This is a genomic window from Ruegeria sp. AD2(2025), assembly GCF_056542385.1.
The window spans coordinates 183020-196986 of record NZ_JBQFZS010000001.1 but is presented as its reverse complement, the minus strand read 5'-3'; the positions used below and the strand labels follow the sequence as shown (position 1 = coordinate 196986).

Below are 13967 nucleotides of genomic sequence, written 5' to 3'. Positions count from 1 at the left end.
TCGTGGTATCAGAGCGCCGGGGATATAATTCGAATAATGATGGCCAAACGGTCATGCATGGCCGCGCTTATAAGACGGCCACGCCTAATGGTCCAGAGGTTCCGACCCTTGCGGCAAATGGCGCAGCTTGGCCCAGCGGTTGAGCCACGCCAGGCCCGCCAATGCCAGCCCCAAGGCCAACAGCGAGAATACCCGGATCAGCCCGCCCAGACCCGCAATGTCGATCAGAAACACCTTGGCCACCGCCAGCCCGATCACCGCTAGTCCGACCTTGCGCATCAGATCGGACCGACGCGCTAGCGACTGGTAGAACAGCACGGCCCCGATGACCAAAAGGGTAAGGGTATATGTGTAAAGCTCGGGTTGGGTGACGCCGTTGCCTTCGAACATCCCGCCCGCGCCCTGCCAGACATGCCGGATCGCCAGACCCAGCCAGACAGCGGCCAGCGCTGCGGCGGCTGCATAACTGATCCGCCGCAGCAAGACCGGCATCGCACCGATGCGCCAGGCCGAGAATCCGATGGCCAATGCAGGCAGAAGATAGGCCACCGCAAGCGTGTTCACGACCGGCGGCCCCAGTACCGGGTCGGTGAGCGGATTGATCAGCGGGTTGGCCTCGGACAGGGCCTGCGCCAGCCGGGCAATACCGTGTGCCGCGAAGAAGCCGGCCAGCAGATAGCGCGCATAGTTCAGCTTGCCGCCGAGTTCAAACCGCTGAACCTGCGCATAGGCCAGCAGCAGCCAGATGACCGCCAAAAGGCCCAGACCCCAATGGCTGTCCCTGGCCCCGCCTTCGCCGAACCCTTCAAGCCACCGCAGCAACAGCAACGACAGCAGGATGCCCGCCGTCGCCCACGCAGCACTTTCCAAGAGCAGCGTGGCGATGGGGCGAGTCAGCGGTTTCAGAAGCATCCAGCCCGCGACGAATCCAATCACGGCAGCGGCATAGACCAGCACCATCTCGGCCAGAGGCGCGTCATTGGCCCAGTCCAAGCCCGGATCCAGAACCAGCCGAACGGTTACGGTGAACACTCCGGCCCAAATGAACCAGCTCATCGGTGGCAGATCAAAGCGCCGATCCAGCGCGGCGGCCACGACGATCATCACAGTCAAAGCCACGGTCAGGGCCGCCGAACTGAGCACGATGATGCAAGCAAAGCTGAGACATGCCAGCGCCGACAGAGTGGCGAGCGAGGGCCGCATCCGGTCGTCGCCATCCACTCGCGCAAACCGTTCAGCCAGAACCACCATCATCGCCCCAAGTGCCACAGCATGCAGCGCCCAAGGGTAGGCCCCGATCACCTCTGCCGGGCGCCAGCCGACCTCAAGCGCGATGGCCATCAGCGGCGCGAACAGGGCCGAGGCACCGGCCCAGACCACGCCATAGCGCCCGCCTTGAAACGCGCGCCACGCAGCAAGCAGCGAGATCAGTGCGCCCAGCGCCACCAGCATCGTGACGATCATGGGGAAATCCGCCTCGGCCGTTTCAGCGTAGGTGTCTGCGAAGGCGCGCACCGCCGCGCCATAGTCCAACCCGTGCACCAGTACGAACCAGATCAGGCCCAGCGCAGGCATCACCGCCACATCCTGCAGCGCCTGCGCGTCCTTCGCCCAGATGATAAGCGCCAGCGTCAGCCCGGCCAGCAGCGCAACGCCCAGCCAAAACTCGCTTGTCGAATCCGCCCAGTGAATCGACAGGATCACCGAACTGGCCGCAACGGCTGCAAAGGCCAGCCGGGTCGGAAACTCGGGCCACGGATCGCCTTTCTTCCGGCGGATCATTTGCGTGATCATCGGGCCGGAATGATCGGGCCAGATACGCCGCACCGGGATCGCGATGGCGATCAGCGCGAAGGCCGTGATGCAGGTCAGATACGCGGGCTCGGTCAGCGGCGAGGACAGCACCAGCAGAAACGCTGCGCTGTAAGCTCCGACAAGAGCCAAGACGGAAATCCACGCCCAGCGCCGAACCGTGTCGATGCCCAGCCCCAGTACCGCGATCACGAAGAAATAGCCGTAAAGCCACGTCGGATCGTCCGAGGACCCACCCACGACGAACGGAGCAGCGAAGGCTCCTATCAGGCCCACCGCCGCCAAAAGCGGGCCGTGGAACCAGCCCAGAACCAGTCCAAACAGGGCCACCAGAGCCATGCCGATCAGAGCCGCCTCAGGGCCGATCAGGCCGTATAGCTGCCGCGCTGCCAGAATGGCCCCGAACAGGGTCACCAGCCCCGCCCCCGAGAAGACCGAGGGTAAATAGGCCGTGGCCGCGTCTTCGTCATCGCCAAACCGGCGGCGCACGATTTCTCCGGCAACGATCAGCGCCGCACCAAATCCCAGCGCCGCAAGCACCCGAGCGGTCGGCGGCAGCAAGCCGTTTTCGACCCCGTATTGCACCAGAAAAATCCCCGCCAGAGCCAGCGACAGCGCAGAGACCGCATAAAACCAGTTTTCGCGCAGCCACGCGGCCAGCGCGGCGAACCGATCCTCGCGCACGACGATGGCGGCGGGGGGATCGGCCGCGGGTTCGGACAAAGGATCGTCTTTCGGCTCGTCATCCACGGGCGTTGACGGTTTGGTCCACGGCGCCGGGCGACGCTCGGGAACAGTCGGGGCGGCTGGCGGAGAAACCTCGGCCGGGGTCTCGGACGATTGTCCCGCCAGCTGACGCTCAAGCTGTTCAACCCGCTTGCGCAGCCGGGACTGGCCGATCAGCAACACAACGATCGAGACGGGAATGGCCAGCACAATGAGGCCGACGAGGACAAGCAAGGATTCCAACCGAAACCTCCGGACAGTGATGGGTTGAAAATACGCCCCTCAAGCGCAGGTTAACAGTCTGGAAATCCAGATGGATATCGTGTGTTGCCGGGATCGTTCTCAATGGGGTTTGGGACGGTTCATCAGGGATGGAATAGAGACCCGACCCAATAGGCGATGGCCGCCGCGGCACCTCCGATCAGCAGGGTTTCTCCGCCCGAGCGCCACCACGGCGCCAGAGACCAGCGGCTTTTCATCGCGCCGATGGCGAAGAACACACCTGCGGTCATCCAGGCCGACAGGGTGAACGCATTCTCCATCGACAACAGGAACGGCAGCAACGGGATCATTCCGGCAACCAGAAAGGCAAAAAACGTCGCTAGCGCAGCCTTCAACGGGTGCGGATCGACGCTGCCCAACCCGTATTCGCCCTCGATCATCAGGTCGATCCAGTTGTCGTGGTTCGAGGTGATCTCATCCGTCGCCTCGTCCAGAACGTTGCCCGACAGGCCCTTTTGGGCAAGGATTTCGCGCACTTCGTCGCGCTCACCGTCCGGATACAGGCGAATATGCCTCTCTTCGATGGCGCGGATACGGTGGATGTTGTCCAGTTCAGCCTTAGTGCCGGAATAATTGCCAGCCGCCATCGAAAACCCGTCGGCCAGCACATTGGCCAGCCCCAGCGCCACGATGATGAAGGGAGACAGACCTGCCCCGGCCACCCCGGCGACGATCGCGAAGGTCGTGACCGAGCCGTCGATGCCGCCATAGACCACATCGCGCAGAACACCGCGCCCTGGCGGGGCATTGATCCGGGCGGATATCTCCTGCTGGCTGTGGCCGTGATCGGTCATGGCTGGCTCCGTCCTGTTTATGCAGGACCGCTCCAGCGCGGGCTTTGCGCCAGATCAAGTCTTGGAAAACAGCCCGCTGAGCGCGCGTTTGATCATGCCCCGGGTCGAGGGTTTGTGGCGTTTCGAAAACGGCAGGGGTCGGCAGACCTCCATCGCGGCAACACCGACCCGGGCAGTGAGCGCGCCATTCACCAGCCCCTCGCCAAAGCGGCGCGACAGTTTGCTAAGGACCGAGCCGCCCAGAATGGGTTCCAGCAGATCGTCCCCGACAGCCACAGCTCCGGTGGCGACCAGATGCACGAACACAGCCCGGGTCAGTCGCCAACTGCCCAGAAAACCCGCGCGTCCGCCGTAGATTTCCGCAATGCGCCGGATCATCCGCAGCGAGCTTGCCAGCGCCGTCGCGACATCCGCCAGCGCCAGCGGGACCAGAGCCGTCACCGTCGCGACCTGCCGGGCTGCTGCCTCGACCTCGCGGCTGGCGGCAGCGTCCAGCGGGGCCAGAAGTTCGTCTTCTGCCAGAGTAAGAAGCGTCGAGGCGTCGAATTGTTCGCCCATCCGTTCTTTTAGGCGGTCGCGGCCCCAGCGGGTTTCATCGCGCCCCTGATAGAAGGTGATCAGGCGGTTTGTAACGGTGCGGGCCTGTGACAGGTCCTCATCCGCCAAAGCCGCGTCAGCGGCACGGCGCAAGCCGTCGACACGGGACAGACGGCTGATCGCGGCCAGTTCGCGCAGCGCAATGATCAGCACGACCAGCAACAGCGCGGCGATCAGACCGGTGACAATCCATCCCAGAATGGGTGCACGCTCTAGCAGAGATATCGCGAAATCCCACGCCGCAACCGAGACCACCGCCCCCACAACTGCCAGCGCCAACCCCCAGAACCAGCGCGACAGAGCCGAGGGTTTGCGGGCCGCGAACCGAACCGCCGCCTGCATCGCCTGCCCTTGCGGCGGTGCAATGTCGGGCACGGGCGGCGCGGTCGACACGTCGGCTGCGGGCGCGTCGTTTTCCAGATCAATCAGCACGGGGCCTTTAGCCATCGACCGCCTCCTCGCGTGTCCAGACATATTTGATATCCGGCAGGTTTTCGTCATTCCCGGACCCGTCGCCGCGCGCGACCTCGACAAAGCCGTTGCGTTCATAGAACCGGCAGGCGGGGTGATTGGCCTGAAACGCAAACAGGCTCAGCTCGGACCGCCGCCCTTTGGCATGATCCAGCAAATGCCGCCCGATCCCCTGCCCGCGCGCCGGGGCAGCCAGATAGAGCGAGTGCACCTCGTCCCCGTTCAGCGCCAGAAATCCGGCCACCTGACCCTGCATCTCGGCAACCGTCACCCAGCCGAGATCGATCATCCGGCCACAAAACGCGATGGTTTCAGCCTGGGTGTGCAATTCCGGCATCCAGTCGTTCTCGCGCGCAAACCCATGCAGAATAGCGCCCGTGGTTCCGGCATCGGTGCTGCGTGCAGGGCGAAGGATCACTGTCACAGCCGGTCCCCGATCAGAAACTGCGCGGCCCGATCCAGCCGAATATGCGGAGGGCCGTCGCCGGGGTTCAGCGTCAGATGTGCCGGTGCGAACGCCATGTTACCATAATCCTCGCCCAGCCAACCGTCTGCCCCGTTGCGCGCAGGGCTCAGCAAATGGGCGGGGTCCTCTGGCAGCTCGCCGGGATAAAAGGCCGCCTGTTTGCCGCTGTCCAGCAAAGTGCCGCGCACGCAGGGCAAATCGACCCCGTTATGGCTGCGCATCTCTTCGGTGGAGGTTCGCAGCGAGGCCAGCGACAGGGCCGCCGTTTCTGCCCCCGCAAAGCTGGCCCGATCACGGGCGTCGCGGGTCAGCACCTCGATGATCGCGGTCAGGCGCGGGTGCTGCCGGTGGTGCAGGTGGTCGGCCTTGGTGGCGGCAAACAGGATACGCTCGACCCGTTTGCCCAGCAGCAGCCTGTTCAGCCACGCGTTGCGGCCCGGGCGGAAGGCCGACAGAATATCAACCATCGCACGGCGCATATCCTCGACCGCTTGCGGGCCTTTGTGGATCGCACCCAGCGCATCGACCAGAACGATTTGCCGGTCAATCCGGGCAAAGTGGTCGCGGAAGAAGGGTTTGACCACTTGGGATTTATAAGCCTCGTATCGCCGCTCCATCTCGCGGTGCAGCGAGCGGCGACGCGATGCCTCGGACAGGGCTAACGGCGCAAAGGTCAAGACGGGAGACCCCGCCAGATCGCCGGGCAGCAGGAACCGACCGGGGGTGCAGTCGTAGAACCCGGCCTCACGCGCGGCGTTCAGGTAGGCGGTGAAGCTGCGGGCGAGGGTCTGGGCCAGAGGTTCATCATGCGCGGTGGTTGGATCAGTCGACCGCGTCTGAGCCAGAAACGCCTCGGCCTCTGGACGCTTCGCAATATGTTCGAGCGTGTCCCGCGACCAATCGTCATAAGACTTGTCCAGCAAGGCCAGATCCAGCAGCCATTCACCGGGATAGTCCACGATATCCAGATGCAGCGTGCGCGGGCCCTGTAGCCCTGACAGCAAGCCCGCAGGCTGCACCTTGAAGGAAAGGCGCAGCTCGGACACGGCGCGCGTACTGTCCGGCCAGCGCGGTGTGGGGCCGGTCAGCGCCGACAGATGGGATTCAAAATCAAACCGGGGCACGGTGTCGTCGGGCTGCGGCTGCAGATAGCAGGCGGTGATCCGCCCCTCCTGCTGCGCCGCCAATCCGGTCATACGCCCCCGGTCCAGCAGGTTGGCGACCAGAGACGTGATGAACACGGTCTTGCCCGACCGCGCAAGTCCGGTGACGCCCAGCCGGATGACCGGCTCGAAGAACGTCTCGGACACGCGGTCGCCCACGGATTCGACCCCGCGCACCAGACTGTCTGCCAAGGATGAGATGACCAAGCTGTCGCCCCGCTTTTATCTTTTTTCCCAAGATAGGTAGCGGTCGCAAGACATGCCAGAGCTTTCGCCCCCCTCTTGCCCGCCCGTTCAAGGCGCGCTACCAGCGGCGCATGCCCAGATACGCGCTGAAAGTCGAATACCAAGGGGAACCGTTCGCCGGGTGGCAACGGCAGAAAGAGTTGCCCTCGGTTCAGGGCGCGATCGAGGCTGCGCTGTCGCGGATCGAACCCGGAGACCATACCATCGCCGCCGCCGGTCGCACCGATGCGGGCGTGCACGCGCTTGGGCAAGTGGCGCATTGCGATCTGGTCAAAGACTGGGACCCGTTCCGCCTGTCCGAGGCGTTGAACTATCACCTCAAGCCGCAGCCCGTTGCCATCGTGCAGGCCGCGCGGGTCGATGACGATTGGCACGCCCGCTTTTCCGCGTTGGAGCGGCAGTATCTGTTTCGCATCCTGATGCGCCGCGCGCCTGCGACCCATGATCGGGGGCAGGTCTGGCAGATCAATCATAGGCTCGATGTCGCGGCGATGCAGGCCGGGGCCGATATGCTGATCGGGCGGCATGATTTCACCACTTTCCGGTCGTCCATCTGTCAGGCCGCCAGCCCGGTCAAAACGCTGGATGAGCTGCGGGTGGAACAGGTTCAGGGCTTCTCGGGCCCCGAGATCCATTTCCACGTTCGCGCCCGGTCGTTCCTGCACAATCAGGTGCGCAGCTTTGTCGGCACGTTAGAACGCGTCGGTGCCGGGGCATGGACGCCAGAGGATGTGCGAGACGCGCTTGAGGCGGCCAACCGCGCGGCCTGCGGGCCGGTCTGCCCGCCGCAGGGGCTCTATCTGGCGCGGGTCGGGTATCCTGAACCGGTGTTTGGCTAAAGTCACACCGCCCGCAGCAACAGGCCGCTTGCGATCACCGCAATGATGAGGCCGGCGACAAGTTCGATGGTCGGGGCCAGTACCGAGGCAAAGCGCGTGGCCGAAGCCGAGGCCAACAATCCACCGCGCAGGCCAAAGGACGTCCAACCGACCAGTGTTGTCACGGTTGCCGTGCCCAGCGCCATGGCGAAGGCTCCGGCGATGCCGACCATGGCGATGCCCATCTGCCAAGTCAGGATCAGGACGAACAACGCCCCGGTGCAGGGGCGTGCGGCGATGCCTGCGATCAGGATCAGCGCCTCGCGCAGACTGCCCACCTGAGCGGCCTCTTCGGCGGTCGGGCCGTGCCGGTGGCCACAATTCGCGCAGGTTCCGTGGTCATGATCATGGTGGTGATGTGTATGCGACGTCTGGCCTTTGTGACGCCGCGCGAAGCTGCGCAGCGCGCGAAAGATCAGCCAAAGGCCGATGGCCGCAATCGCACCATAGCTGATCGGGGCCATGACCTGTTCGGTCGTGCCCACCAACGCCTCGCGCGACATCTGGAACACCAGAACCCCCGCATAGACCAGCACAACCGCAGTCACGGCCTGCCCGAGGCTGGACAGGACGCTGATCGCAGACAAGCGCCAGAACGCGACGCGGCGGCCCAGACCGTAGCCGCCGATCAGAACCTTGCCATGGCCGGGGCCGATGGCGTGGAAGAACCCATAGGCGAAACAGACGGTCAGCAGGGTCGCGATGGCCTCGGGCTGTTGGGCGCGGGCGGCGCGCAGGGACCGGGCGATCTGGTTTTGGAATTCTCGTTGCTCGCCGGCCGCCCATGCGGCCAGATGGTCAAACCCGCCGCTGCCCCAGAACCACAGCAGCAAACCACAGGCAATGGCGACGGGAACGATCAGGTACCGGGACATGAAAGCCTGATCTCGGTTGCAAATTTCTCACCAACCAGAGGGATATCGTTTTCCTCAAGGTCATAATCCGCGTCCAGCGTCCGCAGAAAGGCCTGCATCTGCGCCAGTTCTGCGTCAATATCCGGATCGCTCCGTTCGATCTGACAGACAGCGGGCCCCGAAACGGTCACGGGGCGGGTCACCTCATAGGCGGTGTAAAAGCTTTCATCAAAGGCTTTGACCGACAGGGCGTTGGCCGGGATCGGTGCGCCCTCGACCGCGCGCAGATGGGTGGTCACGATGCGCGCGTCCTCGGTCGTGGCCTGTGGCTCCAACGGGCCAGAGAGGGGGACCACCGTATCGCCCATGCGAATGACCAGATCGCCGTTATACCCTTCGACCCATTGGGCATCGAAGCCGCTTAGAAACTGTTTCTCGGAGGCGGTCAGAACACCGTCGCCGTCCTGATCCAGACGCATGTCCTCCAGAACCAGCAGCGAGTAGAACTCGTCATACGCCCAGGTCACACGGACATGGGTCAGGTTGCCTGCATCGTCGACAATGAACTCCAACCCGGTGTCGATGAAGACATGCGGGTGGGTCAGAGCCGGAAGCGGCAGGCAGCAGGTAAGCAAAGGGGCAATCCAGCGCATGACGCGAAGATAGGATGCGCGGCGAGTATCGGCAATCCAATTGCACGCGAACGTGCAGAAACCTGCCGCTCTAGCCCGGCGGGAACAGAACCAGCGTCTGCAGCGCCGTTCCCACGGGTCCTTGCGTATCAAACAGCACCGACTGGGACATGCCGATCCCCGAGGGCTGCCAGTGCGAAATCGAATCCGAGGCAAGCCAGTCTGAGACCGGCTCACGGTGGATTTGCACCGTCAGATCAGTGTTCATGAACCCCATCTCTCGGGTCGGCGCATTCCACGAAATGCCATTGCCGCAATCCGCAAGCGGGCAGAGCGCCTGAATCGGCGATGGCTCCTCACCCTCCAGCAAGGGGGGTGTGCGCATCCAGACCGTCTTGGGACCAGCGCCCTGATTGCCCCCCGTGGGATATGCGATCTGCGAATGATGGGCAAAACCGGGCAGATCGTGCCTCATCTCGCCTATGGGAAACGGGCCGTCGACCACATCCTCAAATCGTGGCGCTGGCAGAGTGATATTGGGCACATCGCCAAGTTCCCTGCGCACCATATGCATCGTCGTGGCCGTGGCACACAGCGTATCGTCCAGATCATGCACCGAGACCCGCGTGGTGGCGAGCGTCTTGGTGTGGCGCGTGGTCTCGGCCGCGACGCGCAGCCCGGCCAAGGGCAGCGGGCGCAGCAGATCGACCGTCAGCCGGGTCAGCATCTTCTCGGGGCCGACCTCGGTTTCTGCCGCCCGCACGATCAGGCCGCTGACCGGCCCTGCATGGCAGTAATCGGCAGACCAAGGTCCGCGCGCGGGATCATTGCCGACAAATGCGCCTTGAGCGTTCTGATGGAAATAGGCCTGCCCCAATACGTCCGTTGTCATCGCGGTTCCGTCGCCTCAGACCTTTTCCTGCGTGTATTTCTTTAGCTCGGCCCGCGCGATTTGACGGCGGTGCACCGCATCCGGCCCATCCGCCAGCCGCAGGGTGCGCACATGAGTCCAGGCAATCGCCAGCGGGGTGTCCTGACTGATCCCCTGCGCGCCGAACATCTGCACCGCCTCGTCGATCACTTTCAGCGCCACCCGAGGGGCCACGGTCTTGATCTGACTGATCCACGGGGCCGCCGCCCGTGCATCGCCCTGATCCATGTACCACGCCGCCTTCAGGCACAGCAGGCGGGCCATTTCGATCTCCATCCTGCATTCGGCTATGATGTCGTAATTGGCCCCAAGCTGCGCCAGCTTCTTGCCAAACGCCTCGCGCTGCAGCGAACGCTTGCACATCTGCTCCAACGCAGCTTCGGCCTGTCCGATGGCGCGCATACAATGGTGGATGCGCCCCGGCCCCAAGCGACCCTGCGCAATCTCGAACCCCCGCCCTTCGCCCAGCAGCATGTTTTCCGCCGGAACCCTGACGTCGGTGAAACGGATGTGCATATGCCCATGAGGCGCGTCGTCATGGCCATAGACCTCCATCGGGCGCAGCACCTCGATCCCGGCCGTGTCCGCGGGCACCACGATCATCGACTGGCGCTGGTGCTTGGGCAGATCGTCTCCGCCCGTCTTGACCATCACGATATACACCTTGCAGCGCGGATCACCCGCCCCCGACGCCCACCATTTCTCGCCGCTCAGAACGTAGCCCTCCCCATCCCGCACGCACGACATGGAGATGTTCGTGGCATCGGACGAGGCCACATCCGGTTCGGTCATCAGATAGGCCGAGCGAATCTGACCTTCGAGCAGCGGCTTCAGCCATTGTTCTTTCATGGTGTCCGACCCGTAGCGTTCGAACACTTCCATGTTGCCGGTGTCAGGCGCCGAGCAGTTGAACACCTCGGCCCCCAACGGGGTCTTGCCCATCTCTTCGGCGAAATAGGCGTATTCGACGGTGCTGAGACCAAAGCCCTTGTCGCTGTCGGTCAGCCAGAAGTTCCACAGACCCGCCGCCTTGGCCTTGGCCTTGAGCCCCTCAAGGATTTCAGTCTGACGCGCGGTATATTGCCAGCGATCGCCTTTGTTGATCTCAGCCTGATATTCCGCCTCAAGCGGCATGACCTCATCGCGGATCATGTCGGCCACGCGCTGCAGCAGGGCGCGGTTCTCGTCGCGCAGTCCGAATGTCATGGTCATGAAAATTCCTCTCAGCAGCCCGGCGTCAACCTTTACCTTTGCGCAAAGGATGGCTTAGCTGCACGCGGGCTGTCCAGTTGCGTGACGGCACGTCACTTGGACAAAATGAACGTAGGAGCTGCGCATATGGCGTTGTTGGTGGATACGGGGCACTCGGGTTGGCTGACAAACGAGGACATAGCCAGCGAAATCCGAAAGCACGATCCTGCAGCCGATGTGCGCACGCCCGAGACCATTGGGGATGCTGGCCAGATCAAGATGGTCGCGGTGTCAACTCTTCGGTCCGACCTTCCGCAGCGGCTGCCCAATCTGCAACTGGTGCAAAAGCTTGGGGCCGGGGTCGAAACCATCGTCAGCCATCCGAACCTGCCGGATCATGTCCGCGTGGCCCGCCTGAAACCCGACGCCCCAGCGCAGGGTATTGCCGAGTGGTTTGTGGCCTACATCCTGCGCGCCCAGCGTCACATGCCGCAATACGAGGCCGCACAGGCCCGCGCCGAATGGGCCCCTCAGGCCCCTCTGTTCACCCCCGATACCGTGGTCGGCGTTCTGGGGCTGGGCCACATCGGCGGGCGCACCGCCCAGATGCTGCGCGCGGTGGGATTTCAGGTGATGGGTTGGAGCCGGTCCCCCAAACACTTCGACGGCGTCACCTGCCTGCACGGCGACGACGCGCTGCCCCAGATGCTGGGCCAATGCGACTATGTCTGCGCCATCCTGCCTTCAACCCCTGCAACGGTGAACCTGTTCGACGCGCCGATGCTGGCGGCGATGAAACCCGGCAGTCACCTGCTGAACGCCGGTCGCGGCGACCTGATTGACGAGACCGCGCTGATGACGGCGCTGGACCAGGGCTCACCCGCCCATGCCGTTCTGGACGTCACCCGGCAGGAACCGCTGCCCGCGGACAGCCCGCTCTGGCAACATCCGGGCGTCACGATCACACCGCATGTCTCGGGCTGGCATCTGGGCGATGCGCTATCCGACGTGGCCGAGAATTTCCGCAGGCTGCAATCCGGTACCACCCTGTTGCATGAGGTCGACCGGCAGCTCGGCTACTGATCCTCAGGGGGCCAGCAACCAGTTGCCATCGGCAGTCTTGCACCGGCGCGTCCGGATATCGCGGTTTTCGCCGGAACCCTCGGGTTGGACAACATGCTGCAGGATCACACAGTTGCCTTCTACACTTTGAATGCGAACTGTCCCGTTCGAGCCGGTGGCGTCATTGACCCATGCCCGCTGCTGCCCCACCGAAGGCGCACCCGCACTGAGCAACGCATTGGACGCGGCGTTCACCACTTCGAAATCGGCGGGGGTCAGCCCCATCTCGGCGATGATTCGTGAAATCGGCTTGGCCTGTAAGGCCCCGCTGACGCCGAGGGCCAGTACGGCGGCCATCGCAATAGAAATCCGGGCTTTCATGAGCGCCTCTCTGAACTGAAATACATTTGCTCTCAAGGATATACCTCTGCGCGACTGCGGCCAAGCCCCTGCCGTCCACCTTCAAAATATCCCGAACAAACCTATCGCAAGCCTGCCGCTAGGATGACGCCCGCATTCGGCGGATAGTGACGCAAGACGAACCAGAGGCATCCGATGACATATCCAACCTACTATGCGCCCAAAGGCGGGCATCCGGGGCAGGAACAGCTTCTGACCGACCGCGCCATGTTCACCGACGCCTATGCGGTGATCCCCAAAGGCACCATGCGCGACATCGTCACCAGCTTTCTGCCCTTCTGGGAGGGGACGCGCCTGTGGGTCCTGTCCCGCCCGCTCAGCGGATTTGCCGAGACCTTCTCACAGTACATCATGGAGGTTCAGCCCGGCGGCGGCAGCAACCAGCCCGAAACCGATCCGGGCGCGCAAGGCGTGATCTTCGTGGTGGACGGTGGCGTGCGCCTGACGCTGGGCGAAACAACCCACGATCTGGAAACCGGCGGCTATGCCTATATCCCGCCGGGCAGCGATTGGACGCTACACAACCGATCCGAGGCGGTTGCTCGCTTCCATTGGGTCCGCAAAGCCTATCAGGCAGTACCAGGCCTGCCCGCCCCCGATCCGATCATCACCAACGAGCGTGATATCGCCCCCATTGCGATGCCGGGAACCGAGGGGCGCTGGGCCACCACCCGCTTTGCCGACCCGCAAGACCTGCGCCACGACATGCATGTCAACATCGTAACCTTTGAGCCCGGCGGCGTGATCCCTTTCGCCGAAACCCATGTGATGGAGCATGGGCTTTATGTGCTTGAGGGCAAGGCCGTTTATCGTCTCAATCAGGACTGGGTCGAGGTCGAGGCCGGCGACTATATGTGGCTGCGCGCCTTCTGCCCGCAGGCCTGTTATGCCGGTGGTCCGGGGCGGTTTCGCTATCTGCTGTATAAAGATGTAAACCGTCATATGCCGCTTGCGCCACCTGTCCGCTGACCCAAGGCGCGGCCTGCTGTAGCGGAAAATTGCCCTGCAGGGGTTCCCAGAATCGCTGGAATCTGATGAAATCACATAAGATTTCAGCACTGGAGATAGTTCGATGTTACTGCGCGGAACGACGATTGCACTGGCAACCGCCCTTGGCCTTACGGCATTTAACGCGGCCCCGGTCGCAGCCAAGGAGGAAACCAAATCCGTCTCCGTCATGAGCCGCACCTGGGCGGTCACTCAGGTCTCGGATGCTCCTGTGGTCTACCGGGCGACGCGCGACAACAACAATCTGAACCCGTTCGGCCCTCCGCCCCGTTTGCGTACCATTCAGGCGATTGCCGCGATCCAGCAGGCGACCGGCTGCAAGGTGATCCGTTCCAGCATGTATCAGAACATCTCGGGCCAGTTTTTCTCGCAGGTCAGCTGCGGCTGAAAATTGGTACAATCCAATCATTGAGGTCGCATAACCGGCCTGCCAT

14 protein-coding genes are annotated in these 13967 nt (G+C 63.5%); 4 read left to right on the top strand and 10 right to left on the bottom strand.

Going from position 1 to position 13967, the window contains the following annotated elements; translation table 11 throughout:
- Positions 1 to 84: 84 nt before the first annotated feature.
- The 5 genes from ACR1XV_RS00910 to ACR1XV_RS00890 all read right to left on the bottom strand — a co-directional run bounded on the left by ACR1XV_RS00910 (position 85) and on the right by ACR1XV_RS00890 (position 6518).
- Positions 85 to 2781: a DUF2339 domain-containing protein gene (locus ACR1XV_RS00910; RefSeq protein WP_480528387.1), complete on the bottom strand. Its 2697-nt coding sequence runs from the start codon at positions 2779 to 2781 to the stop codon at positions 85 to 87.
- 122 nt (positions 2782 to 2903) lie between these two features.
- Positions 2904 to 3614: a VIT1/CCC1 transporter family protein gene (locus ACR1XV_RS00905; protein WP_480528386.1), complete on the bottom strand. Its 711-nt coding sequence runs from the start codon at positions 3612 to 3614 to the stop codon at positions 2904 to 2906.
- 54 nt (positions 3615 to 3668) lie between these two features.
- On the bottom strand, positions 3669 to 4658 hold the full coding sequence (locus ACR1XV_RS00900) for a YcjF family protein (RefSeq protein WP_480528385.1): 990 nt from the start codon (positions 4656 to 4658) through the stop codon (positions 3669 to 3671).
- Positions 4651 to 5106, bottom strand: a complete 456-nt coding sequence (locus ACR1XV_RS00895) for an N-acetyltransferase family protein (protein WP_480528384.1) — start codon at positions 5104 to 5106, stop codon at positions 4651 to 4653. The genes ACR1XV_RS00900 and ACR1XV_RS00895 overlap by 8 nt, the downstream gene beginning before the upstream one ends.
- Positions 5103 to 6518 (bottom strand): YcjX family GTP-binding protein, encoded by a 1416-nt coding sequence (locus ACR1XV_RS00890; protein WP_480528382.1) that lies wholly within the window; start codon positions 6516 to 6518, stop codon positions 5103 to 5105. Before ACR1XV_RS00890 ends, ACR1XV_RS00895 begins: the two co-directional genes overlap by 4 nt.
- A 110-nt stretch (positions 6519 to 6628) precedes the next feature.
- On the opposite strand from ACR1XV_RS00890, the gene truA reads away from it, so the two are divergent.
- A complete protein-coding gene (gene truA, locus ACR1XV_RS00885; protein ID WP_480528380.1) occupies positions 6629 to 7396 on the top strand; it encodes a tRNA pseudouridine(38-40) synthase TruA in 768 nt (255 codons plus the stop codon).
- Between the two features lie 2 nt (positions 7397 to 7398).
- Here truA and ACR1XV_RS00880 read toward each other — a convergent pair whose 3' ends face one another.
- The 4 genes from ACR1XV_RS00880 to ACR1XV_RS00865 all read right to left on the bottom strand — a co-directional run bounded on the left by ACR1XV_RS00880 (position 7399) and on the right by ACR1XV_RS00865 (position 11064).
- Positions 7399 to 8310, bottom strand: coding sequence for a nickel/cobalt transporter (locus ACR1XV_RS00880; RefSeq protein ID WP_480528379.1), 912 nt, complete (start codon positions 8308 to 8310; stop codon positions 7399 to 7401).
- The gene (locus ACR1XV_RS00875; protein WP_480528378.1) at positions 8295 to 8942 is read right to left on the bottom strand and encodes a DUF1007 family protein; all 648 of its coding nucleotides are present in this window, start codon (positions 8940 to 8942) and stop codon (positions 8295 to 8297) included. Before ACR1XV_RS00875 ends, ACR1XV_RS00880 begins: the two co-directional genes overlap by 16 nt.
- A gap of 70 nt (positions 8943 to 9012) precedes the next feature.
- Positions 9013 to 9813: a thioesterase family protein gene (locus ACR1XV_RS00870; protein ID WP_480528377.1), complete on the bottom strand. Its 801-nt coding sequence runs from the start codon at positions 9811 to 9813 to the stop codon at positions 9013 to 9015.
- Positions 9814 to 9828: 15 nt separating this feature from the next.
- Positions 9829 to 11064, bottom strand: a complete 1236-nt coding sequence (locus ACR1XV_RS00865) for an acyl-CoA dehydrogenase family protein (protein ID WP_480528376.1) — start codon at positions 11062 to 11064, stop codon at positions 9829 to 9831.
- 126 nt (positions 11065 to 11190) lie between these two features.
- Between ACR1XV_RS00865 and ACR1XV_RS00860 the strand changes: the two genes are divergently transcribed.
- Positions 11191 to 12126, top strand: a complete 936-nt coding sequence (locus tag ACR1XV_RS00860) for a 2-hydroxyacid dehydrogenase (protein WP_480528375.1) — start codon at positions 11191 to 11193, stop codon at positions 12124 to 12126.
- A 3-nt stretch (positions 12127 to 12129) separates the two neighbouring features.
- Here ACR1XV_RS00860 and ACR1XV_RS00855 read toward each other — a convergent pair whose 3' ends face one another.
- Positions 12130 to 12486 carry a hypothetical protein gene (locus tag ACR1XV_RS00855; RefSeq protein WP_480528374.1) on the bottom strand — a complete coding sequence of 119 codons (357 nt, stop codon included), beginning with the start codon at positions 12484 to 12486 and terminating at the stop codon, positions 12130 to 12132.
- Positions 12487 to 12660: 174 nt separating this feature from the next.
- On the opposite strand from ACR1XV_RS00855, the gene ACR1XV_RS00850 reads away from it, so the two are divergent.
- Together ACR1XV_RS00850 and ACR1XV_RS00845 are read left to right on the top strand one after the other, a co-directional pair.
- Positions 12661 to 13494: a bifunctional allantoicase/(S)-ureidoglycine aminohydrolase gene (locus ACR1XV_RS00850; protein ID WP_480528373.1), complete on the top strand. Its 834-nt coding sequence runs from the start codon at positions 12661 to 12663 to the stop codon at positions 13492 to 13494.
- 103 nt (positions 13495 to 13597) lie between these two features.
- Positions 13598 to 13921 carry a hypothetical protein gene (locus ACR1XV_RS00845; RefSeq protein WP_480528372.1) on the top strand — a complete coding sequence of 108 codons (324 nt, stop codon included), beginning with the start codon at positions 13598 to 13600 and terminating at the stop codon, positions 13919 to 13921.
- Positions 13922 to 13967: the final 46 nt, after the last annotated feature.